The organism is Streptomyces sp. NPDC107454 (assembly GCF_055582885.1).
Map to the genome: position 1 here is coordinate 70059 of NZ_JBVJPA010000030.1, position 22600 is coordinate 92658.

The 22600-nt window shown below is 68.2% G+C and carries 18 protein-coding genes and 2 pseudogenes; 12 read left to right on the forward strand and 8 right to left on the reverse strand.

All coding sequences use genetic code 11. The features are described 5' to 3' along the window. Nucleotides 1-26: 26 nt before the first annotated feature. The gene (locus ACZ69M_RS47555; protein WP_470059939.1) at nucleotides 27-488 is read right to left on the reverse strand and encodes a transposase; all 462 of its coding nucleotides are present in this window, start codon (nucleotides 486-488) and stop codon (nucleotides 27-29) included. A 16-nt stretch (nucleotides 489-504) separates the two neighbouring features. Between ACZ69M_RS47555 and ACZ69M_RS47560 the strand changes: the two genes are divergently transcribed. Next, on the forward strand, nucleotides 505-762 hold the full coding sequence (locus ACZ69M_RS47560) for a DUF3099 domain-containing protein (protein ID WP_470059940.1): 258 nt from the start codon (nucleotides 505-507) through the stop codon (nucleotides 760-762). A 1317-nt stretch (nucleotides 763-2079) separates the two neighbouring features. Here ACZ69M_RS47560 and ACZ69M_RS47565 read toward each other — a convergent pair. Continuing rightward, a pseudogene (locus tag ACZ69M_RS47565) lies at nucleotides 2080-2444 on the reverse strand (MFS transporter); the annotation flags it as partial. Between the two features lie 673 nt (nucleotides 2445-3117). Between ACZ69M_RS47565 and ACZ69M_RS47570 the strand changes: the two are divergent. Beyond that, nucleotides 3118-4296 carry a sensor histidine kinase gene (locus ACZ69M_RS47570; RefSeq protein WP_470059941.1) on the forward strand — a complete coding sequence of 393 codons (1179 nt, stop codon included), beginning with the start codon at nucleotides 3118-3120 and terminating at the stop codon, nucleotides 4294-4296. Between the two features lie 4 nt (nucleotides 4297-4300). Here the strand turns inward: ACZ69M_RS47570 and ACZ69M_RS47575 are convergent, their stop codons facing one another. The 4 genes and pseudogenes from ACZ69M_RS47575 to ACZ69M_RS47590 form a co-directional block, all read right to left on the reverse strand. Next, nucleotides 4301-4951 (reverse strand): response regulator, encoded by a 651-nt coding sequence (locus tag ACZ69M_RS47575; RefSeq protein WP_470059942.1) that lies wholly within the window; start codon nucleotides 4949-4951, stop codon nucleotides 4301-4303. 153 nt (nucleotides 4952-5104) lie between these two features. Then, nucleotides 5105-5506: pseudogene (locus ACZ69M_RS47580) on the reverse strand (MFS transporter); the annotation flags it as partial. 53 nt (nucleotides 5507-5559) lie between these two features. Beyond that, entirely contained in the window at nucleotides 5560-7707 is a 2148-nt protein-coding gene (locus ACZ69M_RS47585) for an FUSC family protein (RefSeq protein WP_470059943.1), read from the reverse strand. Then, nucleotides 7704-8180 carry a YbhB/YbcL family Raf kinase inhibitor-like protein gene (locus tag ACZ69M_RS47590; RefSeq protein WP_470059944.1) on the reverse strand — a complete coding sequence of 159 codons (477 nt, stop codon included), beginning with the start codon at nucleotides 8178-8180 and terminating at the stop codon, nucleotides 7704-7706. Before ACZ69M_RS47590 ends, ACZ69M_RS47585 begins: the two co-directional genes overlap by 4 nt. A 643-nt stretch (nucleotides 8181-8823) precedes the next feature. On the opposite strand from ACZ69M_RS47590, the gene ACZ69M_RS47595 reads away from it, so the two are divergent. The 4 genes from ACZ69M_RS47595 (at nucleotide 8824) to ACZ69M_RS47610 (ending at nucleotide 11640) form a co-directional block, all read left to right on the forward strand. Next, a complete protein-coding gene (locus ACZ69M_RS47595) occupies nucleotides 8824-9870 on the forward strand; it encodes a cation diffusion facilitator family transporter (RefSeq protein ID WP_470059945.1) in 1047 nt (348 codons plus the stop codon). 471 nt (nucleotides 9871-10341) lie between these two features. Next, nucleotides 10342-10470 (forward strand): hypothetical protein, encoded by a 129-nt coding sequence (locus tag ACZ69M_RS47600; protein ID WP_470059946.1) that lies wholly within the window; start codon nucleotides 10342-10344, stop codon nucleotides 10468-10470. 457 nt (nucleotides 10471-10927) lie between these two features. Continuing rightward, nucleotides 10928-11419, forward strand: coding sequence for a DUF2975 domain-containing protein (locus tag ACZ69M_RS47605; RefSeq protein ID WP_470059947.1), 492 nt, complete (start codon nucleotides 10928-10930; stop codon nucleotides 11417-11419). Beyond that, entirely contained in the window at nucleotides 11419-11640 is a 222-nt protein-coding gene (locus ACZ69M_RS47610) for a helix-turn-helix domain-containing protein (protein ID WP_403705344.1), read from the forward strand. The genes ACZ69M_RS47605 and ACZ69M_RS47610 overlap by 1 nt, the downstream gene beginning before the upstream one ends. 481 nt (nucleotides 11641-12121) lie before the next feature. Here the strand turns inward: ACZ69M_RS47610 and ACZ69M_RS47615 are convergent, their stop codons facing one another. Together ACZ69M_RS47615 and ACZ69M_RS47620 are read right to left on the reverse strand one after the other, a co-directional pair. Next, complete coding sequence (locus ACZ69M_RS47615; RefSeq protein ID WP_470059948.1) at nucleotides 12122-14449, reverse strand: ABC transporter permease; 2328 nt, start codon at nucleotides 14447-14449, stop codon at nucleotides 12122-12124. Continuing rightward, nucleotides 14446-15168 carry an ABC transporter ATP-binding protein gene (locus ACZ69M_RS47620; RefSeq protein WP_470059949.1) on the reverse strand — a complete coding sequence of 241 codons (723 nt, stop codon included), beginning with the start codon at nucleotides 15166-15168 and terminating at the stop codon, nucleotides 14446-14448. Before ACZ69M_RS47620 ends, ACZ69M_RS47615 begins: the two co-directional genes overlap by 4 nt. A gap of 174 nt (nucleotides 15169-15342) precedes the next feature. On the opposite strand from ACZ69M_RS47620, the gene ACZ69M_RS47625 reads away from it, so the two are divergent. The 6 genes from ACZ69M_RS47625 to ACZ69M_RS47650 all read left to right on the forward strand — a co-directional run. After that, entirely contained in the window at nucleotides 15343-16485 is a 1143-nt protein-coding gene (locus tag ACZ69M_RS47625) for a sensor histidine kinase (RefSeq protein WP_470059950.1), read from the forward strand. Next, nucleotides 16482-17189 carry a response regulator gene (locus ACZ69M_RS47630; RefSeq protein ID WP_097288604.1) on the forward strand — a complete coding sequence of 236 codons (708 nt, stop codon included), beginning with the start codon at nucleotides 16482-16484 and terminating at the stop codon, nucleotides 17187-17189. Before ACZ69M_RS47625 ends, ACZ69M_RS47630 begins: the two co-directional genes overlap by 4 nt. A gap of 246 nt (nucleotides 17190-17435) precedes the next feature. Beyond that, nucleotides 17436-18599 carry an ISAs1 family transposase gene (locus ACZ69M_RS47635; RefSeq protein WP_470059951.1) on the forward strand — a complete coding sequence of 388 codons (1164 nt, stop codon included), beginning with the start codon at nucleotides 17436-17438 and terminating at the stop codon, nucleotides 18597-18599. A 175-nt stretch (nucleotides 18600-18774) separates the two neighbouring features. Then, nucleotides 18775-20037 (forward strand): ISAs1 family transposase, encoded by a 1263-nt coding sequence (locus tag ACZ69M_RS47640; RefSeq protein ID WP_470059952.1) that lies wholly within the window; start codon nucleotides 18775-18777, stop codon nucleotides 20035-20037. Nucleotides 20038-20706: 669 nt separating this feature from the next. Further along, nucleotides 20707-21339 carry a hypothetical protein gene (locus ACZ69M_RS47645; RefSeq protein ID WP_470059953.1) on the forward strand — a complete coding sequence of 211 codons (633 nt, stop codon included), beginning with the start codon at nucleotides 20707-20709 and terminating at the stop codon, nucleotides 21337-21339. Between the two features lie 880 nt (nucleotides 21340-22219). Further along, nucleotides 22220-22600: hypothetical protein (locus ACZ69M_RS47650; protein ID WP_470059954.1), on the forward strand; the 381-nt coding region annotated here is incomplete at its 3' end.

Here is a 22600-nt window from a genome sequence, read left to right on the forward strand (position 1 = left end):
ACGGCGACATATGTGATGCCGCTGCATCAGCTGGTGTTCAACGTCTTCACGGTGAAGTCGCGCATGACCAGGTCCGGTGTGCGACGGCTCGGGCGCGGACCGAACGGTGTGTCCTTGTGGACCCATGTGCGCAGCGTCTCCCCGGCGATCCCGGGATCCGCGGCCACCGCCGCGTAGGTGCGCGTGCCGCCGGACGCGCGGCACAGCGCGACGGCGTCCTTGCGGAACTCCTCCGGATTCCTGCACGGCCGCAGTTCGGCAGTGGCCGGGGAGGCGGCGGAGACACCGTCCGCGTCCTGGTGAATCTCGCGTATCCGGGCTGCGGGCTTCGCGTCGGCCGGCTGGCGGATCCCCCGCTCGCCCGCGGTCCTGCGCCAGCAGTGGAAGCTCGAATCGGCGGGCGCCCACCGGAAACTGCCGGCCGGATCGGGGGTCACGATGAGGGGTGGTGGATCCGCCGTTCGGCCCACCCGGAGTCGTGTACGCACGACCCACCCTGGAGTCATGTACGCACGACGTCGTCACACCTACTTCGCCATGATGGGGACATGTATCGCGCTCTTCGTCCTGGCCTGGGGCGTCGTGCGTATCTGGTCGGTTCCCGCGGCGGTCGGCATGTGCGTGGTCGCCATGGTGATCCCGCCGGTGGCCGCCATCGTCGCGAACCGGCGCGGCCCCGACGACCGCTGGTGGGACGCCCCGTCCGGCGACCCGAAGTCCGACGAGTGGTGGGACGAGATGGACGGCAAGCAACATCACTGAAGCCCGTCAGCCCGTCAGCCCGTTCCACGGCCGCAAGGCCGGCGCCTCCTCACACAGCTACCGGTTCTCGGCGAAAGTGCGGGCCGTCGTCGGCGCCGACACGAAATGTGTGGTCGCCGGCGCAGGGGAATGGTCACCGTGCACCGTGGCAGATGCCAGGCCGCAGGTGACACTGGCCTGGCCTGGCCTGCCACCGTGACGGGTGTGCCCCTGGGGGTTGCGCCGCCTGCATCGGCAGCGTCCGGTTGCCCCGCGTCGCAGACCGAGAGCAGGCATGCGAGAAGGCGTACGGCGCGCCACAGACTCCTCAGCGGCTGCCGCCCGATCGGTGTCAACGCGGGACATCCGCGGCGCTCGTCCTGGACCCGCTGCCGGCCTGGATCCTCATCCCCTCCCCTGCCGCGTCCCACCACATGGCTGCTCACGGCGGCCACCACGCCTTCAACACCGCCATCGCCGGGCCCGACCCGATACGGGCCGGGAGAGCGTGTCCAGCGGGGGCATCCGCCAGGACATGCACCCGGTCCGGTCAACCGGTTCCCGGCCCGCTCCGGTGTGGCGCCTGAGCAGCGCGTACCCGGCGGCAAGCACCCCGACGAGGCTACGACAGCACCCACCATGCGGTCCCCCGGTTGACGGATCCAACCGGGCACTGGAATGCCTTCAAATGGTGAGCAGTTCCATCGACGACTCCTGAAGCCCACAAGGCAGAGAAGGATCACGAACCATGGCGTGTCAGTATCCTCCCGATCAGATCCGAGCCGGCTATACGATTCAGCAGATAGCCGACCGGTTCGAGGTCTACGCCCGCGGCGGAAGGTTCATCGGAGAACACCTCCTTCGGGCCTCGGCCGAGCATGAGGTGGCCGTACTTGAACGCGCCAATCGAAACAGGGAATTGTCTTCCGGTCCTGGAATCTAGCGCAGGGAAGTGCCGGCTGGCCTGATGGCTGCTGTGGCCCAGCCCAGCCGGTCCCGGCTGTCCCCGTCACCGGCAGCTGCTCCTACGGCCTGCGGGCCGGGCCTGATCCGTCCTGCCGGGCATGTCCGCGACCTTGAAGGATCCCCCGGGCCCGGACTGATTGGTTCGGCGTTCCTCCGCCGCTCTTTCCGCTGCGAAGTCCGAAGCGCCTGGCCATGACCGCCGTTCAGGGACCGACTTGAAAAGCGCATGGCCTTCCCAACGGCACTCGCGGCCGCCGTGTGACGAGTTGAGCGCCTGAGGGTGAAGAACCGCCCGCCGGCTGACACCCATCCTCGGCGCTCTCGCCAGCGTCGGAACCGGCCGTCTGGGTACTGCCCGGGGCCGGAGTTGACGAACGCGCCCTGCAGGGCGCGGGCGCCGAGCAGCATCGCCGAGCTCTGCGCGGCGCCGCCGATGGCGGAGGCGCCCGCGAAGCCGATCAGACCGGTGACGAAGGTGCGCTTGCGGCCCCACAGGTCGGCGATACGGCCGCCGAAGAGCAGCAGACCGCCGAAGGCGAGGGCGTAGGCGGTGATGACCCACTGACGGTTGCCGTCCGATATACCCAGGTCCTGCTGGGCGGAGGGCAGCGCGATGTTCACGATGGTCGCGTCGAGGACGACCATCAGCTGGGCGAGCGCGATGAAGACGAGCGCCTTCCAGCGACCTGCGGCGGGGTCGCTGAGGCCGCCGGAGCCTTTACGGCCGTTTCGGACATGGGCGTACCCGCGGGGCATCCCGTCGGCCGCGGACGGTCCATGCTGTGCTTGACCGCGTGTTCCGGGTCTCGCACAGCACGGACATCTCGGATCCGGTTCGTCCCTTGCCTTTGCGGACAGTGGTCTCACTCCCTCCCCCATCAAGCAGTCGGCGCTGCCGCTCGTCCAGCTGCGGAAACAACACCCCGGACTTCACCGCGAGTTGATCACGGAGGTCATCAGGAACGCGCGTGCGCAGCGTGTGAAGCAACCTGTCGATTCCCTGCGGTCCCTTAGCTGCCATCGGCCGACCAACGGGCGGGAGGGTCGGGAGGGTATCGACCGGCCAAGGTGTATTCCTCTCCGGAGTCAGACGAAAACCGCTCCATGCACCGTCTGTGCCATAAAATAGTCACCACACGGCGAAGTCAACGGAGACATCGGCTTCTTAGAGAAAGGTGGGAGCCAGCCGGCCGTGGTGTATCTGCGCGGGCGCGCCGTCCGTGCAGGCGTGCCGGAGTCGATCCGGTTGCGATGCCGTTGCGCACAGCCGGCTCCAGGACATAGCCCGTAAGGAAGGCACAGCTCTCTGCATACAGAGGCAGACGTGGCGACACCCGGCAAGAGGATGACATGACACTTCCGGACTCATTCCCGACCGCTCGAGAAGGTGGCCTACCAGATCGAGGGGACATGGCCGAAGTGCCTGCCCTCCACCTGCAAAGGGCTTTCAGATGGCAGGCAATACTTCGAATCGCCATCGTTATTGCACTCACGGCAGACTTGGCAGTGTTTCCGCCGACTGAGCAGATGCAGATTTCGGTGACACTGGCTGCCATCTATGCTCTATGGACCTTTGGAATGCTCTGGGAGTCCTGGAGGTCGCGCAAGCCATATCCAAGTTGGGTTTATCCACTGGTCGACCTGGCTTTGCTCACCGCATTGATAGCGATTTCCGGCGATTTTTCCGACCCGAACTGGAGCTCGCCGGTATCTGCGGACATCTTTCTCTTCATACCCGTCCTCGCCTCATTCCAGATGCGGCCGGTTCTTACTGCGGCATCTGGAGTGCTCGCAGCGGCGAGCTACGCCGTCGGTACTGCCGTCGGCCATCTGCAGCAGCCGTACTGGAACTTCATACTCATGCACACCCTGTTCATTCTTGTGGTGTGCGCAGGCTGTGTACTTCTGTCGGATGTCCAACAGCACAGGGTGCGGGCGATAATAGAGTTGGCGGAACATCGCCTATGGCTGCTGGACCGGATCATGGCGACGGAGGAGAGGGAACAGCGCAAAATTGCGGAAGTGCTGCACGATGGCGCATTGCAGAACGTTCTGGCGGCCAGGCACTCCATCGACGAAGCGGCATGCAGCCCCGGGGCGACCGATGCGCTGCACCGTGCCGATCTGGCTCTTTCCGCAGCAAGCAAGCAGCTCCGCTCGTCGGTACGGACCCTGCACCCTGAAGTCCTCGTTTCAGGGGGCCTGGTGCCCGCTCTGGAGCATCTGACTCAACAGGCTTCCGAGCGCGGGAGATTTCATGGAGAGGTTCGGTCCAGTATTACGTCCGCAGGTTCTGCGGATCAGCCACTCTACTGGCTTGCTCGCGAAATTCTGGAGAATGCGGTGAAGCATGCGCAAGCAAATAATGTCATTGTGACCTTGCAGCGGAATGATTCAGCGAGTGTCAAACTCTCGATTTCTGATGACGGTGTAGGAATATCTCGCGAATGCTTGGCCAGGAGTCTCTCGTCAGGCCATATCGGGATCGCTTCGCACCGTGCGCGGATCGAGGGCTTGGGGGGTGTTTTCACCCTCCGAAGAAATGAATCCGGCGGTACGACGGCCGAAGCCGTTGTACCGGTGAAATGAGCGATCATTCCAGCAGGCCTCGACGCATGGCTTCCGCAACCGCTGCGGCGCGATCCGACACCTGTAGTTTCTCGTAGAGGTGCTGAGCGTGGGTCTTGACCGTGCTCGTACCGAGGATCAGCTCTTTGGCGATCTGCGGAATGCTGAGTCCCCGGGCCATGCCGTTCAGAACCTGCTGTTCCCGCTCGCTGAGGGTTGGCGAATTCTGGGATCGCCTCATGCGGATTTCGTCGGCCAGCCCTCCTGTCACTTCGGGTGGCACGACAGTTTTGCCCTGAGAGATCGCTCGCACCGCTTCGACGACTTCCGAGCGTTTGCTGTCTTTGGTCAGGAACCCTGCAGCTCCTTCTTCCAATGCACGGTAGACAGAGGAGCTGTCAGTGAAAGCGGAGAGCATGAGAACTCGCGTGTCGACTCGGTCCCGTACCAGGGCGTGAAGCACTGCGATTCCGTCAAGTTCAGGCATGCGCAAATCAAGCACGGCGACTTGCGGGATTTCTCGGCGAATAATCTCCAGTGCATCTCGGCCGTTCTCCGCCTCGGCCACGACATCAATGAACCCACTTAGTTGCAGCGCGCGTGAGATGCCCTCGCGAAACAGGGGGTGGTCGTCGGAAATTACCACTCGGATACGAGGAGGGCTTGGCGTTGCCACGGCAATCCCGACCTTTCGTCTGCGCTTTTACTGCTTTACGATCGCCGGCAAGTTTTCGATGACTCTTACTAAGGTATATGAGCCCCTGCCGGCGGGCCATGTGTGGCTCGTTGCCGTAATGCAGGCAGACTCGAAGGGGTCACCGGCGGGTCCTCAGCGGACGGCGGCCGTCTCCCGCCGTGCAGCGGCCCGGGCCGCCCTGGAACCGAACAGCGTGACCGTCACGACGCCCAGCATCGCCGGCAGGCCGACCCCTGCAGTTGCGGACCGGCCGCCACATGGAGGGCAGCGGCACCCACCGTGCTGCCGACGCCGGAGGCGATGCAGTAGGCGGACTGGCAGCGGCCACAGGCCCGGGCACGACCGTGGGCGGCGGTCCTGCTGACCGGCGAGGCGGCGAGCGCGTGGCCGGCGAAGAAGCCCGCCGTGATCAGGACCATGCCCGGCAGGACCAGAGGAGAGCGCCAAGGAGGGAGATCAGCAGGCCCGCCGTCGTCGTGGCGGCCGCCGGGTGGAGGCGCCCCGGCGGCCTGGGAGGTTCACCAGCCGACCCGCCCCTTCTCGCTTCCCCAGGGCATTGTCGGCTCGGTCCTTGGTGGTGGCGTCGGTCAGGCGGGCTGATGGAGGAGGCGCTCGATGCACGATTGGATTTTGGTGAGGAGTCCGATGACGGGTTCGTTGTCGCGGATCGCGCTCCGCACATGGGTGTCACCGTCCTGGCGTGTTGCCAGTTCACGCAGACGCTGGGTGTGAAGCCCCTCGAGGTACAGACGCATGTCGTCGAGGGCGTCGGCCAGGGCTGTCGCGTGGGCGGTCCGTTCGTCGGCCCCTGATGCGGTCAGGGCTGCGGGAGCGTGTGTGCCGTAGTCGGAAAGCCCTGGGATGAGGGCTGCCTGCTGTGTGAAGTGAGCGGTCAGGGCGGTGAGATGTTCCATGAGCGTGGCCAGGACGGCGAGGGTGGTGGAGGCATCCGAGACGGCCCTGGGGTCGTGGCCGGGCTCCCGGCGCGCGTGCTGCTGTGAGGTCTGGGCCTTGGCCAGGATGCTTTCGGCTCTGCGGCGGGTCTGGTCCGTCGAGGGGCTGCGGGGGTGGGTCAGCCGGTTCAGCGACGCGTCCAGGTAGGCGGCGACTGCCCGTGTCGCTTCGGCGGTCTGTTCGGTGAGGCGGTCGTGGTCCCAGGTGGGCCACAGCAGGTAGCCGCCGAGGAGCGCGGCGGCGCTGCCGAGAACGGTCATGGCGATTCGCTCGAGGGCGGAGCCCCAGTCGCCTGGCTGGGTCACGTCGCCGATCAGCAGCACCAGCGGGGTGCCGAAGACGACCCAGAAGGCGTAGTTGACGGGCCTCAGGGCGAAGCCGGCGCTGATGATGGCGAACAGCATGACCGCGAGGAGGGCGGGCTCCTTGACTCCGGCGATGATCAGGGCGGCGCACGTGCCGCCGACCAGATTGCCGGTGATGCGCTGGCCAGCGCGTTCGAGGGTGGCGCCGTACTGGGGGCGCAGGACTCTCAGGACGGCCAGGGTCGCCCATTCACCATGCGGAAGGCGAGCCGCCCACACCAGGGTGAACACGGCGGCGGCGACGGCTGTGACGCGTAGGGCGTGGCGGTATGCGGAGGAGCTGAATGTCATGGCCGCGCGCAGGCGCGCCGCGTCGAAGGGAGCCCGCGGGGCTGGAGCCGGGTGGATGCGCGTGCCGGCCGCACCTCGAAGGGTGCGGGCGTGATGGTGTGCGGTGCCGGTCGCGGTGCGGATGCGGGCCAGCAGTCGGCGCTGGCGCCCGGCCCTGGCCATCGCGGGGTAGGGCTCCTGCCCGGTGGCCACGCGCGAACGCAGCCTGTCGCAGGCGAGGGTGAGCGTCGCCATCGCGTCAGCCATGTCCTTCAGGGAGGTTTCGTGGCCCGGGCGGCGGGTGAGCAGGCCGGCCACCCGGGCGATCCGGTCGGCCAGCGCCCGGCCGGCAGCGGTGAACGGCTGAAGAACGGCCGGGGGCGGGGCGCCGGTCTCCGCGAGCGCCGCGGTGAGATCGACCAGCACGGATGCCTGGTGCAGCAGCGGGGCGACGAGAAGGGCCAGATACTCGTCGCCGTCCGGGCTGCGCAGCGCCTGCGCTGCTTGTTCCGCTCGCCGCAGTGCGGCCACTGCGCGTGCGTGGTCGCCGCCCGCCTGGTGGGAGGCGGCGGCGATCCGATCGAGGTGTCGGGCGGTCTCCCGAAAGGGCTGGGCGACAGCGGCCAGCACACTTCGCAGACGGGGCGCAGGGGTGAGCAGACCGGTGGCAGCGGCGTACCAGAGCCCTCCGGCCAGCACGAGGAGGACCGCACGCACGGTTCCCACCGCGTCCGAACCGGTCTGTCCGGCGCCTGCCAGCAGGGCGGTTGCGGGCATCGTGCCCAGGCGGGCCACCGTCCCGTGCACCGCCTGCCCCATCGCGGAGAGGAAGACCAGCGCCATGAGCAGGGCCAGGGCAAGCGCGAACAGATCGGTCACCAGTTCCCCGGCCCAGAAAGCGAGCGCGTTGACGGCGCCGGCCACAGCCAGACCCGCGGTCCGCTGCCTGCGGGGGCCGCCCTTGTTGGTGAACGCCGCCACATACGCGCCCAGGCACGCCAGCGCGCCCGCCGCAGGATCACCGGCCGCCACACCCACCAGCAGGGGAAAGCCGACGGCCACCCCATTGGTCAGTCCGGCGAGGGCCGCAGGCCTGCTGCCCGGGGCCGGATCGAACAGCCGGGCCCAGCTCCTGTGACCGGTCAATCCCGCTGGAACCGGCCCATCAGCACCGCCCGCTCCACGACATGCCCCTCCATCGCCTCCTCCACCTCAGGCCGCCCGGCGGAGGACGGCAGGTCCAGGAAGGTGTCCCGCGCGTAGAGGGTGTCCAGCGCGTAGAGGGTGAAGACGTACCGGTGCGGGCCGTCGCCCGGCGGTGGTGCCGGACCGATCCAGGTATTGGTCCCCCGCGTGGTGACCCCCACCACCCCCACCTGCCCGTCGCCCTCGGGGATCCTGCGCTGCCCCGCCGGGATGTTCCACACCGCCCAGTGATCGAAATTCCCGTCCGGCCGCCGGTCCCGCGGCACATCGGGATCATGCACCACCAGCGCCAGGCTCGCGGCCCCGGCGGGCACCGCATCGCACTCCAGCGGCACCTGGGACTCGCCCCCGTCCACTGAATGCTCGACGGGGATCCAGTCACCGTCGCGGAACGACGGACTCTCCATCCTCATGTCGCCATACTCCGTCGCACCGGACGAACAGGCCTGTCAGGCGCCCCCGACTCAGCCGGGACAGCCTGTCGCGGTACGTGCTGTCGCGGTACATGCCAGATTTGCTGCGCCCGAGCCGCTACGACAGTCTTCGTGACCTGGGGCGCAGCAGCTTCGCTTATGGACTGCGCCCCGGGCGGGCACCGAAACCTCGGATGCCGCGATGGAGCGTGCTCGACCCAGCTGTTCGGCCAGGCCCTCGACGGCTCCGCCGCCGCCCTCCAGTGCTTCCTCCGCCTGCCCGGAAGACGTTGACACCGCTCGCCAGGGCCCGGGCCGCCGTGGCTCCGCCGTGGGCTGCACCCCGCCGAGCTGGAATGCGATCCGCGCCCACCATGGTGGCCTGAGGACTGTCCGGCACCGGCGCGCCGCACCCGGCCATGGACACCTTGTCGGGTTACGGCTGACTGATACCCGGGGCCGCCGACGGCAGATGATCCGGGCGGGTCGGCGCACTCCCCCGCCAGGAAACCTGCAGGTCAGCCGGATCGTGGCCGGCCACCGTCACCGTTGCGGCCTTTGGAACTTCCGGCAGGGGCGTGGTCCACTGGCCTGGGGGCCGGCCGCCGCCAGGCCGTCGGCACAACAGCCACGGGGACCATGCATGAAGGACCACGAACACCGGCACGGCCACGCCAGAGACGGCGAAACCCACAACGGACACAGCCATGGCGTGAGCGCGGACGCGGACCGACGATGGCTGAGCTTTGCGCTGACCCTGATCGTGGCCTACATGTGCGGCGAGGTCGTCGTGGGTGTCCTGGCGCATTCGCTGGCGCTGATCTCAGACGCCGCGCACATGCTCACCGATGCGGCTTCCATCGTGTTGGCCCTTGTGGCGATGCGGCTGGCCAGCCGCCCCGCGCGCGGCGGCTACACCTACGGCCTCAAGCGAGCGGAGATCCTCTCGGCGCAGGCCAACGGTGTCACCCTGCTGGTGCTGTCAGCCTGGCTTGCGTATGAAGCGGTGCGCCGGCTGATCGCCCCGCCTGAGGTCACCGGCGGCCTGGTCGTGATCACGGCGCTCATCGGAATCGTGGTCAATATCGCAGCGGGCTGGGCGATCGCCAAGGCCAACCGCTCCTCGCTGAACATCGAAGGTGCCTACCAGCACATCCTGACCGACCTGTACGGGTTCATCGCCACCGCCATTGCCGGCGCCGTCGTGCTGCTGACCGGATTCTTCCGCGCGGACGCGATCGCCTCGCTGTTCGTCGTGGTGCTGATGCTCAAGGCCGGGATCAGCCTGGTCCGCCAGTCCGGGCGAATCTTCCTGGAGGCCGCCCCGGCCGGCCTCGACCCTGACATCCTCGGCGGCCGCATGGCCGCCACTGAACAAGTCGTCGAGGTCCACGACCTGCACATCTGGGAGATAACCTCCGGTCAGGCCGCTCTCTCCGCGCACGTCCTGGTCACCCCGGGCGGTGACTGCCACGCCGTGCGCCGAGCCCTTCAGCTGCACCTGCGCGAGGCATACGGCATCAGCCATGCCACCCTGCAGGTCGACCACCTCGGCGAAGACCGCACCGGCACCGGCCCTCTCCTGCACATCACCACCCGCCCGGACGGCAGCGCCGAGGACGGCGGGGAGCCGCCGCAAGAGGAAGACATCCACGGCCCGGTCCACCGCCCGGGTCCCCACACCCCCTGACCCGCCGAGGCGCGCCCGTTCTGGTGCGCGGCCGGCTTCACATCACCATCCTCCGCCTGCCTCCGAAAGAGAGTCAGGAACGCTTCAGTCCTCTCCTTCGGGACGACGAAGGTGTTGGCCAGGACGATGGGCCCGGTCTTCTCCTTGAACTGCGCGAACATCGGCGTAATCGGGTCCAGGCTCCGCAGCTTGGCCGCCTTCGGTACTTCCTCTCGCTATCGGTTGTCCCACGGCACCGAGGCCGGCCACCGCCGTACTGGGTCCGGCGACGCTCACGACGCTCGCTTGTCCCTACGGGTACTGCTTTCCGGGGACCATTCCATCGTCCCGGCGTAAGCGGGCCGTGAAGTCAGCCGCAGTTCCCGTTCCGATGGGCGACTTCGGTCGGACCGCGCGAAGCCGTGTCAGATCTGGGGATGACACCGCACCCTGAGGGGGCGCGGGCTCGCGGCCGACACGGGCGGAGGTGAAATGCCGTCAATCCGCAGGAGCGCGTTCCTGCTGCGCATGGCGTCCCAGGTGATGGGGCTGCACGGCAAGGAGTTCGACGCGGCCGTGCGGACCATGAAGTACGACGTTTTCGTATCCGCCTCACAGTAGGCGTACGAGCAGGACGGGGTGCTCGGCACCCCGACCTTCGCGGTCAACGGCGATGTCGTGCCGGGACCGGATGCGCCCTGCCATGTTCGACGCGAAGCTGCTCCCGACGGCGGTCAGGATGGTCGCGGCCGGCGTCGCGCCCACACGGCGCAGTCGCGGATCGCCGGGCCCCGTACCCCAGACGGGCACCAGTCCCGGAACCGCTGTTGCCGCCGATACCGAAGACGGGCCGGCCGCCACGCGACCGTCGGCAGGTCTTCGACGGGATCTGGTGGCGTCCGATTTGCACTCAAGTGAGGCCGACTTCGACAAGATCAAGACGGTTCGCGCGAACGCCCTGCCATGAGAGGGGGCGACGTCCCGCGGTGCGAAACCGCCGCCCGTCCCCCGCCCCACCCCTTGCTTCACCTATCGAGTTTCGATAGATTCCCATCGCAATTCGATGGAGGGATGGGTCATGGGAAAGCTGGCAGTGGGTGCGCTGCGCGCCGTGCTCGTGGTGGTGCTCGCCGGCACCGTGTTCGTGCAGGCAGGGATGGTGTGGGTGTTGGTCAGCGGGAGTGACCCGGAGGACGGGTCGCTCCCACTGACCTCGCTGCGCGTGATCACGATCCTGGGCATGGTGTCGGCCCAGGTCGCCCTGGTCAGCGTATGGCGGCTGGTGACGATGGTGCGACGCGGAACCGTGTTCTCCCATGCCGCCTTCCGGTACGTGGACGCCGTGATCGGCGCGATCGTGTCGGCCGCCCTCCTGTGGTTCACGGTCACGGCCGTCAATGCGCCGGGCCAGCGGGACGACCCGGGCGTCACCGTCATCATGGGCGGGGTCGGCCTGGCCATCCTGGGGGTCGCGCTCATCGTGCTCGTGCTGCGAATGCTGCTCACCCAGGCTGTCGCGCGCGACGTCGAAGCGGCGCAGATGCAGGCGGAGTTGGACGAGGTGATCTGATGCCGATCATCGTCGACATCGACGTGATGCTGGCCAGGCGGAAGATGTCCGTGGGCGATCTCGCGGACCGCGTAGGGATCACGCCCGCCAACCTGGCGGTACTCAAGAACGGCCGCGCCAAGGCCGTGCGCTTCGCGACGCTCGCCGCGCTCTGCGAAGTGCTCAAGTGCCAGCCGGGCGACCTGCTGCGCTGGGAGGCCGAGGACGCCGCGGGCGGATGACGTGCCCCCGGGCGGACGTGAAAACGCCTGTCCCCACCGGCCTGACACGGCACGTGGACCACATGGGCGTGGATCGCCGATCACCCGCAGCACCGTCCTGACCCCGTTGGGTGGATTCCGGTGACCTGCGCCGCACCGTCCTGGTCGACGATCGCCACCTGCGAACGTGACCTCTCCAGCGGCGAACCCCCGTCCTTCCAGCGCGGAAGGGCGGGAGTTCGCCGCCGGGCGGACAGCCAGGGCTTCGCCGTAGCCGCTTGGCACCTGATTCGTGATGATCTGTCAGTTCGGCGGGGGTCTGGGAACAGGGTCTTTGCATGATCGCGTTCTGTCCGGTTTCGTCAGGTGAGGCCGGGTGATGCGCCGGGTGCTGGTGGCCATGTCCTGAGCCACTCCCCTCCTTCTTCTCTTCGGCTCACGTCTACAGGTAAAGGCCGGGGGCGGGCGCCTTGGGGCCGGTATGCGCCCGCCCCCCGGCCGTCTATTCGGCGCGCAGGGCGTTTGCCGTTCCGGCCTTCGCCGCCCAGCCGGCCGGGCCGAGCGCGCCGACGATCGCCATGAGCAACCCGGCGAGTCCCAGCAGGATCAGCTCCCACGGGGAGTACACCGTCAGCAGGGTCTGCGGGTACCCGGAGCTCGCGGCGTGTGCCATCACTGGCACCACGGCATGGTGCAGGAAAACTCCGGCGGGGACTCCGACGATTCCGGCGACCAGGCCGACGCTGGCGACCGAGGACACCACCATGAGGAGGGTCTGGCGCGGCGTCATGCCGATCGCCTTGTACACGCCGATGTCGTGAGCTCGCTCGCGGATCTGCAGGGCCACGGTGTTCAGCACGCCGAGGCCGGCGACCACGGTGATCAGGACGGTGAGCATCGTGATCAGGGTGAGTACGGCGAGGAACTGCGTGGTCGAAGCCTGGGACGAGGTGGCCCGGTAGGAGTGGCCGAGCGCCGCGGACACTTTGTTGGTGTACGCCTGCGCGCTGGTGCCGGGCTGGAGGGCCACGTCGAAGTACTGCGGCTGTGCGCCCGGGTCCAGGCGGGAGAGCGTGGCCGGGCTCAGATACAGGCTGGCCTGACTGCCGGTCTTGAACACCTCGCCCACGATGCGGACCGTCAGCCGGTGCCTGCCGGAGATCAGTGTGTACGTCGACCCCACCGAGGTGCCGGTGTTGGTGAGGAACAGAGTGTTCACGTCCACCTCCGCGGCTCCCGGGGAGGCGGAGTACCAGCGGCCGGAGATCAGCGGAATCCCGCTCAGGGAGGGGGTGTCGCCGTAAGCGACGGCGGACGCCTTCTGCGCCGCGCCGGGCAGGCTGAACTGGGCGTCGGTCTCGGTCATGTAGTGCCGCGTTCCGGCCTGTGCCTTCAGCACCGACTCGACCGTGCGCTGCTGCGCGTCGCTCAGGGAGGGGGCCTGGTTGCCTGAGCCGCCCGACACCTGCACGGGCATGCGCGAGTAGGGCGAGTCGTCGCCGACCCGGTTGAGCGTCGACCCCAGCCCGATGCCGAACGTCACAGCCGCGGCGCCGAACACGATGACCACCCAGGTCGTCACCGTCCGGGCAGGCCGGGCGGCCGGGGCGGCCAGGCCGAGCGTGATCGACCGGGGGAGTGACCGCAGCCGCGCCGCGGCCCGGTGCGCGAAAAAGCTGTGGACCGGCCGGGGGGCACGGCCGGTGGCGATCGCCTGGATGGCGCTCATCCGGCCTGCTCGCAGCGCGGGAAGGACCCCGCCGACCGCGGTCAGCACGAGTGCCGCCAGCGGAACCAGGACATCGGCCCAAAGAGGGACGGTCAGCGTCCCCACCTGGAAGACGTGCGCGTTCACCTCGAGCATGGGAATCGCCAGCAGGTTGCCGACCACGACCCCGACGGCGCAGCCGACCAGCGCGGGAACCAGCACCAGCAGCGCGTACGAGGCGACGACCTGCACCGGGCTGAAACCGATCGCCTTGAGTACACCGATCCGGGTGGTTCCGGCGATCACCGCACCGGCCACCACATTCACCACGATCAGCACCGAGATCACCAGCGCGATCACGCCGAACGCGATGATAAACGGCACCCACGGCTGGATCCCACCCTGTTCCGCCTGCCGAACGTCCAGATAGGACGCGCTGCCGAGCACCGCTCCGCTCGGCAGCGCCGATCGTACCGAGGCGATGTCGGCGGCGACCGCGGACTGCGACTCGGCGCGCGTGAACCGGTAGAGCATCTGAGCCTCCCCGGTTCCCCCCTCACTCCGGAGCGAGGCGATCTGGGACGGCGTCACCCAGCCGGCGGCGGTGTGGGTGATCGAGTTTGCGGTACCGACCACGGTCAGCCTCTGCGAGCCGATGGTGAGAGTCGACCCGGTGAACACCCCGTTGCCTCGGTCGACCACGATCTGCCCGCCGCCGTTCGGCCAGTGGCCGTCGACCAGCGTGATGTGGTCCATCGGACCGTCCGGTGTGGACCGGCCGACGATCCGGAGCGGCCTCGTCGACGAGCCGGGTACTCCGGGAACCGCGACCCGCGCGTTCACCTCGACCTCGCCGAACGGGCCGGACGCAGCCGTCACGCCCGAAAGCCGGGACGTCGCGGCAAGTTGGTGTGCGTCGGCGACCGAGGTGTTCACGGTGATGGTGACATGGGCGCCGTTCTGTTTGGCGAACGCGCGGTCGAACGCGCCGTGGGAGTTGGCGAGCAGACCCAGCGCGACCATCGAGGTCGCGGTGGCCGACAGCATGACCACGCCGATGATCAGCGCCTGCAGGCGGCGTCCGCGCAGACCGCTGAGGGCCGCGCGGAGGACCGCGGTCATCGCTGGGCCCCCATGCCCGGTGTGCCCGCGGAACCGGCCGGGTTGGCCGAGTCCGACCTGATCCGGCCGTCGGCGACGGAGATCACCCGGCTCGCGTACATGGCGGCCAGCTCCGGGTTGTGGGTGACGAGGATCAGTGTCTGCCCGGTCGAGTTCAGGTCCAGCAGCAGTGCGCCGATCTCCTCGCCGGCCCTGGTGTCCACAGCACCGGTCGGCTCGTCGGCGAGCAGCAGCGCGGGCCGGTTGATCAGGGCTCGGGCGATCGCCACCCGCTGCCGCTCACCGCCGGACAGCCGCGCCGGGTAGGCGTCGCGGCGGTGGCTCAGCCGGAGCCTGTCCAGCAGCTCGTCGGCCCGCTGCCGCGCGGCGTCCGACCGGCCCCCGGCGAGCTGGGCGGGCAGCAGGATGTTGTCCATGACGGTCATGTCGTCGAGCAGGTTGAAGAACTGGAAGATCATGCCGACCTGGCGCCGCCGGTACTTGGCGGCGGCGGTCTCGTTCATCTTGTCCACGCGGTCCCGGCCGACCTGCACCGTTCCGGTGGTCGGCCGGTCCATCGCCGCAATCAGGTTGAGCAGCGTCGACTTGCCGCTCCCGGACGGGCCCATGATCGCGACTGCCTCGCCCTGCGCAATCGCCAGGTTTACTCCGGTCACCGCAGGCGTTGCGGCCCCGTTGTACTGCTTCGATACGTTCTGCAGGTGAACAAGTGTCTCCATCCCCGGCAAGGTAGGTCGCCGGGTCCGCATCTCGCGTCGCTCGCTATGGCGAAATCGCCTACCGTAATCGGCCGGCCATGGACCGCTGTCATCCTTTGGATGTAAGCGAGTTACCCCTGCTGGATGACGCCCAGCAGTGGGGAGGCGGCGACAATGATTCCTATGGCGGCAATAATGAAGGCGCTGCTCGGGTTCTTTCGGCAGGCCGAGCCTCGCACCGCCGCGTCCGGCTGGGGGATCGCGCTGGACGGAGCGATCGCGGTGGGTGCGGCCGTCGCCGCTGTGTTCGAAGCAGCGCAGGCCACCAGCCATGGGCCGGTTCTGGTCCTCGTGGCGCTGACCGCGCTGCCGCTCGCGCTTCGGCGGGTGTTCCCCATCGCCGCCTGGCTGGTGATCATCGCCGCCATCATGGTCGTACAGCAGGCGACGGTCCCGCCGGTGACCCTCGGTGCGGCGGTGTTCGCCGCCTACAGCGCCATCGCCTACAGCAAGTACCGGAACCTGGCCATCGCCGGTGCGGTAGTCGTCACGCTGGCCGCCACCGCGTACTCTCCCTTGCCCAGGTTCCCCGGCCGACTCACCGCGGTGCTGACCATCGCGCCCACGGTGATCGCCGGGCTCGGTATTCGCGAACTGCGGCGGCGGCTCAAAGACTCCGCCGCGCGGCTACGGCGCGCCGCGGACGAGCAGGAGACCGCCACACTGCAGGCGATCGAGGCCGAGCGGGCCCGGATTTCGGCCGAGCTGCACGACGTGGTGACGCACAACGTCAGCGTGATGGTGATCCAGACTGGCGCGGCACGCAAGATGCTGAAGACCTCCCCGGGCGAGGCCGAGGAGGCGCTGCTGGCCGCGGAGGCCAGCGGCCGGGTCGCCATGGCCGAGCTGCGGAACCTGCTCGGGCTGCTCAGCCCGGCGCAGCGGGACGGCGAGAGCGTCGCTCTGCACCCGCAACCGGGCCTGCATGACCTGCCTGCCCTGATCGAGCGGGTCTCCGCCGCGGGGCTTCCGGTCACGCTGGATGTCAGCGGCACCCCGCGGTCGCTGCGACCGGGCGCGGACCTCGCCGCCTACCGGGTGGTTCAGGAAGCCTTGACGAACGTTCTGCGACATACCGCGAACGCGGCCACCGCCGTGACGATCCACTGGGGAGACGAACTCGTGATCACGGTCAGTGACAGCGGCCCGGGCACGGGCGGCAACTGGGGCCGGGGGCTGCTCGGGCTGCGGGAGCGGCTGGCGCTGTACGGCGGAGACTTCAATGCGGGGCCGCACGCCGAAGGCGGATGGCGGGTGCGGGCGGTTCTGCCGGCATGAAGGTCGTCATCGCCGATGATCAGGCGCTGGTCCGCGGCGGGTTCCGGCTGATCCTGCGGGAGGCGGGAATCGACGTCGTGGCGGAGGCGGCTAACGGAGCGGAGGCGGTCGCGGCCGTCGCCGAACACCGGCCGGACGTGGCGCTGATGGACATCCGCATGCCCGAAGTGGACGGGATCGAGGCCACTCACCGCATCCTGGCGGACGGCCCGGGCGGGCCCGACGGAGTGCGGATCATCATCTTGACCACGTTCGACCTGGACGAGTACGTCTACGAGGCCCTGGCCGCCGGGGCCAGCGGGTTCCTGCTCAAGGACGTCTCCCCCGAGCAGCTGGTCGCCTCGGTCCAGCTCGTCCGCGCCGGCGACGCGCTGCTGTCGCCGTCGATCACCCGCCGCCTGGTCCATCGCTACGCGGCGCGTCCCGGTACGGTCCCGACCGCTGCCAGAGGCACCCCGGCGGGAGGGCGGGACCTGTCCGCTCTCACGCCGCGGGAGCTCGAAGTGCTCGGGCTGGTCGCGCGTGGCCTGAGCAACGCCGAGATCGCCGCCTCGTTGACGCTCAGCGAGGCGACGGTGAAGACGCATGTGGCGCGGCTCCTGAGCAAGCTCGAGCTGCGCGACCGGGTCCAGGCGGTCGTCCTCGCCTACGAGACCGGACTCGTCCAACCGGACGCCAGGGCGTCGGGCCCTTCCGCACCGTAGATACCGCTGGATTCCGAAGCGACGTAACCGCGCCTATTCCTGAGTTCGCCCCTTCGGGACCGGACGGAAGGGCACTCAGGAACCAGGGTCTTTTGCGTGATGGCGGTTGGTTCCGGTTCACGCATGACGCGACGTCATCTCCCCTGTCGGGCCCGGGAAGCAGCGCAGACACGGCCTCGGTGATCATGTGGGTGTCGAGTCCGTTGGCCATCGAGCGAGTCCGTGCCTGCCCCTGAATCATCCCCCATGCCCGCGGCGCTGGAGCACCTGGCCCACGTTGATGCTCCAGCGCCGGTTCCCGACGCCGCCCGCCTGCTGAATTTCCTGGACCTGCTGCCCGATCCCCGCGGCCGGCGTGGCCGCCGCTACCCGCTTGGTGCGCTGCTGGGGGCCGCCGCGAGCGTGCTGGCTGGCGCCCGATCCATGGTTGCGATCGGCGAGTGGATCGCGGACGCTCCCAGCTGGGTGCTGCGCACCCTGGGTTTCCCGCCCGACCCACTCACCGGCCATGTGCCCGCACCGCATCCGGCTACCCTGCGTCGCCTGCTCGCCCGGCTCGACGGGGACGCCCTCGATGAGGTGATCGGTGCCTTCCTGACCGACCGTGCCGCAAGACCGGGCCACGATGCCGGCCGGCGCGCGATTGCAGTGGACGGCAAGACACTGCGCGGCTCGCGCCACTCGGGCCAGGCGGCCGTGGCGCTGCTGGCGGCGATGGAGCACACCGGCAGCGTGCTCGCTCAGCGGCAGGTTGCCGACAAGAGCAACGAGATCCCCGCCTTCGCTCCGCTGCTGGACACCATGGACCTGGCCGGCGCCGTGGTCACGGCTGACGCCCTGCACACCCAGCACAACCACGGCACCTACCTGCGCGAGCGTGACGCTCACTACCTGGCGATCGTGAAGAAGAACCATCCCGGCCTGTTTGACCGCGTCCGTCACCTGCCCTGGAGCGACATCGCCCTCGACCACTATGACCGCACCCGCGCTCACCACCGCATGGAGATCCGCCGACTGAAGACCGCCGCCTTCGCCCATCTTGACTACCCCGAAGCCCGCCAGGCCCTGCAAATCGTCCGCTGGCGGCGCGAACTGGGCACCGGCAAACTCACCATCCAACGTGTTTACCTGATCACCAGCCTCGCTCCGGGTGAGGCCACCGGAGCCCAACTCGCCTCCTGGATCCGGGGCCACTGGCACATCGAGAATCTCCTGCACCATGTCCGGGACCGGACCTACCGCGAGGACGACTCAAAGATCCGCACCGGGCACCTGCCCCGCACCATGGCCAGCCTGCGCAACCTCGCGATCAGCGTGCACCGGCAGGACGGCCACACCAACATCGCCGCCGCCCTCCGCCAAACCGCACGCGACTACCAACGGCCCCTGTCATCACTCGGCCTCACCTGACGAAACCGGACAGAACGCGATCACGCAAAGACCCTGGGTCTGGGAACGTGACAGTACGGGCTTCCAAGATCATGGAACCTCGACGCCCCGTGATCCGAGTGGAAGACCGTACCTGCCGACGCACCATCGCCGATCCCGCCTGCCTTTGACCAACTCCGCGAGCACCCCGGGGGCCGTGCCCGAGGAGATCCCGGGCCTGCTGGAACGACTGGCCGAGGTGCCCGGCCCTCGCGATCCGCGCGGCGTACGGCACGCTCTGGTCGTCGTGCTCGCGCGGACCGGGTGCGCGGTTCCGGCCGGAGCGGCCTCCCTGCCGACGGTGGGTGAGTGGATCACCGACGCCCCGCCGTCCGTCCTGAAGCGCCTTGGCGTACGGCCCGATCCGCTGTCCCCGAAGCGGTGCCTGCCGGCGGAGGCGACGGTGCGGCTGCTGCTGGGCCGCATCGACGGCGACGCGTTGGACCGGGCGGCGGGCCGCTGGCTGACCGACCGGCGCGCTGGGGCCGACGGTCAGCTGCACGCAGTGGCGGTCGACGCCAAGACCCTGCGCGAAGCGGCCAGGGCCACGGGCCGCAAGACTCATCTGCTCGCCGCCTGCGACCACCTCTCCGGTCTGGTCCTGGCTCAGCTCGACGTAGGCGAGAAGACCAACGAGATCGCCCGCTTCCAGCCTGTGGAGACCCTCGCCGACCTGGCGGGCGTGGTCGTGACCAGCGACGCCATGCACACCCAGCGCGAGCACGCCAGCTACCCGCTGGGCCGAGGCGCGCACTGCATCGTGATCGTGAAAGGAAACCAGAAGAAGCTCCACAAGCAGCTCAAGTCCCTTCCCTGGAAGCCGATCCCACTGCAGGGCCGCACCCGCGACACCGACCATGGCCGCAGCGAGATCCGCCGCATCAAGATGTGCACGGTGAACAGCCTGCTCTTTCCCGGCACCCGCCAGGCCGTCCAGCTCAAGCGCCGCCGAGTGGACCGCAAGACTGGCAAGGCCAGCATCAAGACCGTCTACGCGGTCACCGGCCTCACTGCGGAACAGTCCACACCCTCCGAGCTCGCCCGGCTGATCCGCAGCCACTGGAAGATCGAAGCCCTGCACCACGTCCGAGACGTGACGTTCGCCGAGGACGCTTCCCAGCTGCGAACCGGCTCCGCACCCCGCGCCATGGCGACCTGGCGACCTGGCGCAACCTCGCCATCGGCGCCCTTCGCCTCGCCGGGAAGAGCAGCATCGCCGCCGGCCTCCGGCACAACGCCAGCCGACCGCTCGCTCTCCTCGGACTCACCTGATCATAAAACGGACGTCACGCGACTACGCCGAAGCCCTGGTCCGCTGCCGGGGGCGAGGAACCTCTCTGCCGAACCTTTCGTGGGCGCCAGTCGAATAATACTTCTGCATTTTCTGGTCGGCGGCCTGGCGGCGGGAGCGCAGCGGTAATGCAGCATGTGCGGGGCGGTCATGGAGGAATGTCCCATGAACGCGTTGACGCGCTGCATGTAATCCAGAAAGCCAACCGAGGCTCCGGCCGCGGGAAGAGCTATTCGAGCTCTCACTCCCTTTTCACTTGCCGGCACGCCGTTGATCGCGACAACAAACCGCAGCAGGCGCTGTCGCTGCGTTGAGCGGCACAGAAGACACCTGGAAGTCCTGGTGCCGGAGGACCAGGGCGCGCTACGACACAGCCGTGATCGCGACGGCCTCACCGTTCTGGAGCGGGGCAGACGGCGTTCGCGAGCAGGTCGACCGAGCCGCCAAGCAGGCCTCGCCCACCAGTAGTTGGAACGGCTGGAGAAAGGTCGACCGGCCGAGCAGAACATGCTCGACGCGCCGCTCGGACCTCCTGGCCACGCGGCGGCGGCTGTGCGCGACAGGCTCGAATACGTCGCCGAGCCCGACGGGTCCGGCCGGGTCCACCGCAGGAGCACCGGCCTGGACCCGGTGGTCCATGAGGGGTCCCGCACACAAATAAATCCCACAATCACGGTGCAGTCTGCTTAACACTCTGTATGGGTGACATTGCCGTGTCGCTGTAGTTATGGAGTGATGTGTTGCGACAGTTTAGTCCACAAAGATTCCTATCTCTGCCTACAGCAAGAAAGGGGTGCCGTGAAAAGGTTTGGCATCTACGTAACCCTGCCTTTTGTCGCTGCCGTGGCACTGGCAGGCGCAACAGCGGGCCAGGCTTCCGCGGAACTCCGCCACGATCCTGAAAACCCCGCAGGAGTCACCATTGTTTTCAACAACGGCGGGTCCTACGGAAATGTTTTTAATGAGGTGAAAGGCAACAGCAACAACACTCAGATCGGGAACACCCAGGGCGGCACGCAGGGCGGCACCGGCAACACGCAGGGCGGCGCTGGGAACACCCAGGGCGCTACGCAGGGCGGCACTGGCAACACCCAGGGCGGCACACAAGGCGGGACCAAGAACACCCAGGGCGGTACCCAAGGCGGGACCAAGAACACCCAAGGCGGCACACAAGGCGGGACCAAGAACACCCAGGGCGGCACGCAGGGCGGCACCGGCAACACCCAAGGCGGCACACAAGGCGGGACCAAGAACACCCAAGGCGGCACACAGAGCGGCACCGGCAACACCCAAGGCGGCACACAAGGTGTCCAGAATGCGACAGCAGGGCGCATCATCACCGCGCCGCTCCCATCTCCTTCTGCGTCACCCATGGCGTTCACAACGAGTCTTCTGAAGTCGGTCACTGATCGAGTGAGGCCACTGTCGTGACGGCGAGGCCCCCGGGGTGTTGAGCGAGATGTCCGGCGTCTCCGCACCACAGCCCCGGGGGCCTCGTCGGTTTCCACATGTGCTGGAGGAGTGGGTGCCGATGCTCATCGTCACCCATCAGCACGACCGACGGTGCAAGCTGCCACCGGCAGCCAGTGTCCGATCCGTCAGAGGCAGGCTCCATGGCTGTCCCGCTGCAGTCATCCACGCCTTCGCGGCGCAACTGCCGCTGTCATCCGTCTGCAGAAGCAAGCCGGGTTCAACCCACTCAACGGAGCTGCCTCAAGTCGGCTGGGGCACCGGGATCGCACCCGTCACACGGAGATCATCCCGATGGTGCCCCGACGCCGGCGGACAGGCTCAGGTTGCGGCATGCCCACATGTTCCGGACGTGAAGGCCTTCCCTCCTCGACAGCGCCGACGTCCACGATCACGCCCGGGCGCCGTTGAAAGCCGCAACGACGCCGGATCGGACATCTCGTCTTCCAGTTCGTTGCAGGGTTACCTGGCGTCGTGGCCACGCGCTCCGAAGCGACCTGCGCGAATGTCTCCACCGGCCGCGGCCCGCAGAGCCGTCCCGGTAGGACCTCATCCGCATCCAACCCATACCGATCCGCTGAGTAGAACCGGTGCCCAACTCCCCATCAGCGGTCTGTCGATGACCGCTCCATTACGGGGCAACGAAGACGGCAACGGGGCCCATCAAGACCTACTGCCTGCAGCATCAGCCAAGCCTCTCTCCTCGGCCGACAGACACATCAACCTGTTGCTCCTCCAATCAGGGGACGTGCAGCAGAGGCCAGACGAGTTGAAATGAATCTACGAAGGTTCGTCCACCTAGAACATACGAGGTTTCCTCATGTTTAACGCTCGACGTCACATGGCCCGCATCGCAGGGATTTCCTGCATCGCCGCACTGGCCGCAGGAACCGTCGGTGTGGCCAGCGCCGAGGCCGCGCCCATGCACGCTCAGCATTCGGTCAGCATGCAGAGCAATAACCACCAGCACAACACCCAGGGTGGCACGCAGGGCAACGGCCGCGGCAACACCCAGGGCGGCACCCAGGGAGGCAACGGCAACACCCAGGGTGGCACGCAGGGCAACGGCAATGGCAACACCCAGGGTGGCACGCAGGGCAACGGCAATGGCAACACCCAGGGTGGCACGCAGGGCAACGGCCGCGGGAACACCCAGGGCGGCACCCAGGGGGGCGGCATGGGCAACACCCAGGGTGGCACGCAGGGCAACGGCAATGGCAAC

Excerpts from the sequence above, each read along its gene's own strand:
- ACZ69M_RS47600 (WP_470059946.1), top strand. The coding sequence starts at position 10,342 with ATGCCGTCAATCCGCAGGAGCGCGTTCCTGCTGCGCATGGCGTCCCAG.
- ACZ69M_RS47605 (WP_470059947.1), top strand. The coding sequence starts at position 10,928 with ATGGGAAAGCTGGCAGTGGGTGCGCTGCGCGCCGTGCTCGTGGTGGTG.
- ACZ69M_RS47570 (WP_470059941.1), top strand. The coding sequence starts at position 3,118 with ATGGCCGAAGTGCCTGCCCTCCACCTGCAAAGGGCTTTCAGATGGCAG.
- ACZ69M_RS47625 (WP_470059950.1), top strand. The coding sequence starts at position 15,343 with ATGAAGGCGCTGCTCGGGTTCTTTCGGCAGGCCGAGCCTCGCACCGCC.
- ACZ69M_RS47590 (WP_470059944.1), bottom strand. The coding sequence starts at position 8,180 with ATGAGGATGGAGAGTCCGTCGTTCCGCGACGGTGACTGGATCCCCGTC.
- ACZ69M_RS47595 (WP_470059945.1), top strand. The coding sequence starts at position 8,824 with ATGAAGGACCACGAACACCGGCACGGCCACGCCAGAGACGGCGAAACC.
- ACZ69M_RS47560 (WP_470059940.1), top strand. The coding sequence starts at position 505 with ATGTACGCACGACGTCGTCACACCTACTTCGCCATGATGGGGACATGT.
- ACZ69M_RS47615 (WP_470059948.1), bottom strand. The coding sequence starts at position 14,449 with ATGACCGCGGTCCTCCGCGCGGCCCTCAGCGGTCTGCGCGGACGCCGC.
- ACZ69M_RS47635 (WP_470059951.1), top strand. The coding sequence starts at position 17,436 with ATGCCCGCGGCGCTGGAGCACCTGGCCCACGTTGATGCTCCAGCGCCG.
- ACZ69M_RS47610 (WP_403705344.1), top strand. The coding sequence starts at position 11,419 with ATGCCGATCATCGTCGACATCGACGTGATGCTGGCCAGGCGGAAGATG.
- ACZ69M_RS47630 (WP_097288604.1), top strand. The coding sequence starts at position 16,482 with ATGAAGGTCGTCATCGCCGATGATCAGGCGCTGGTCCGCGGCGGGTTC.
- ACZ69M_RS47620 (WP_470059949.1), bottom strand. The coding sequence starts at position 15,168 with ATGGAGACACTTGTTCACCTGCAGAACGTATCGAAGCAGTACAACGGG.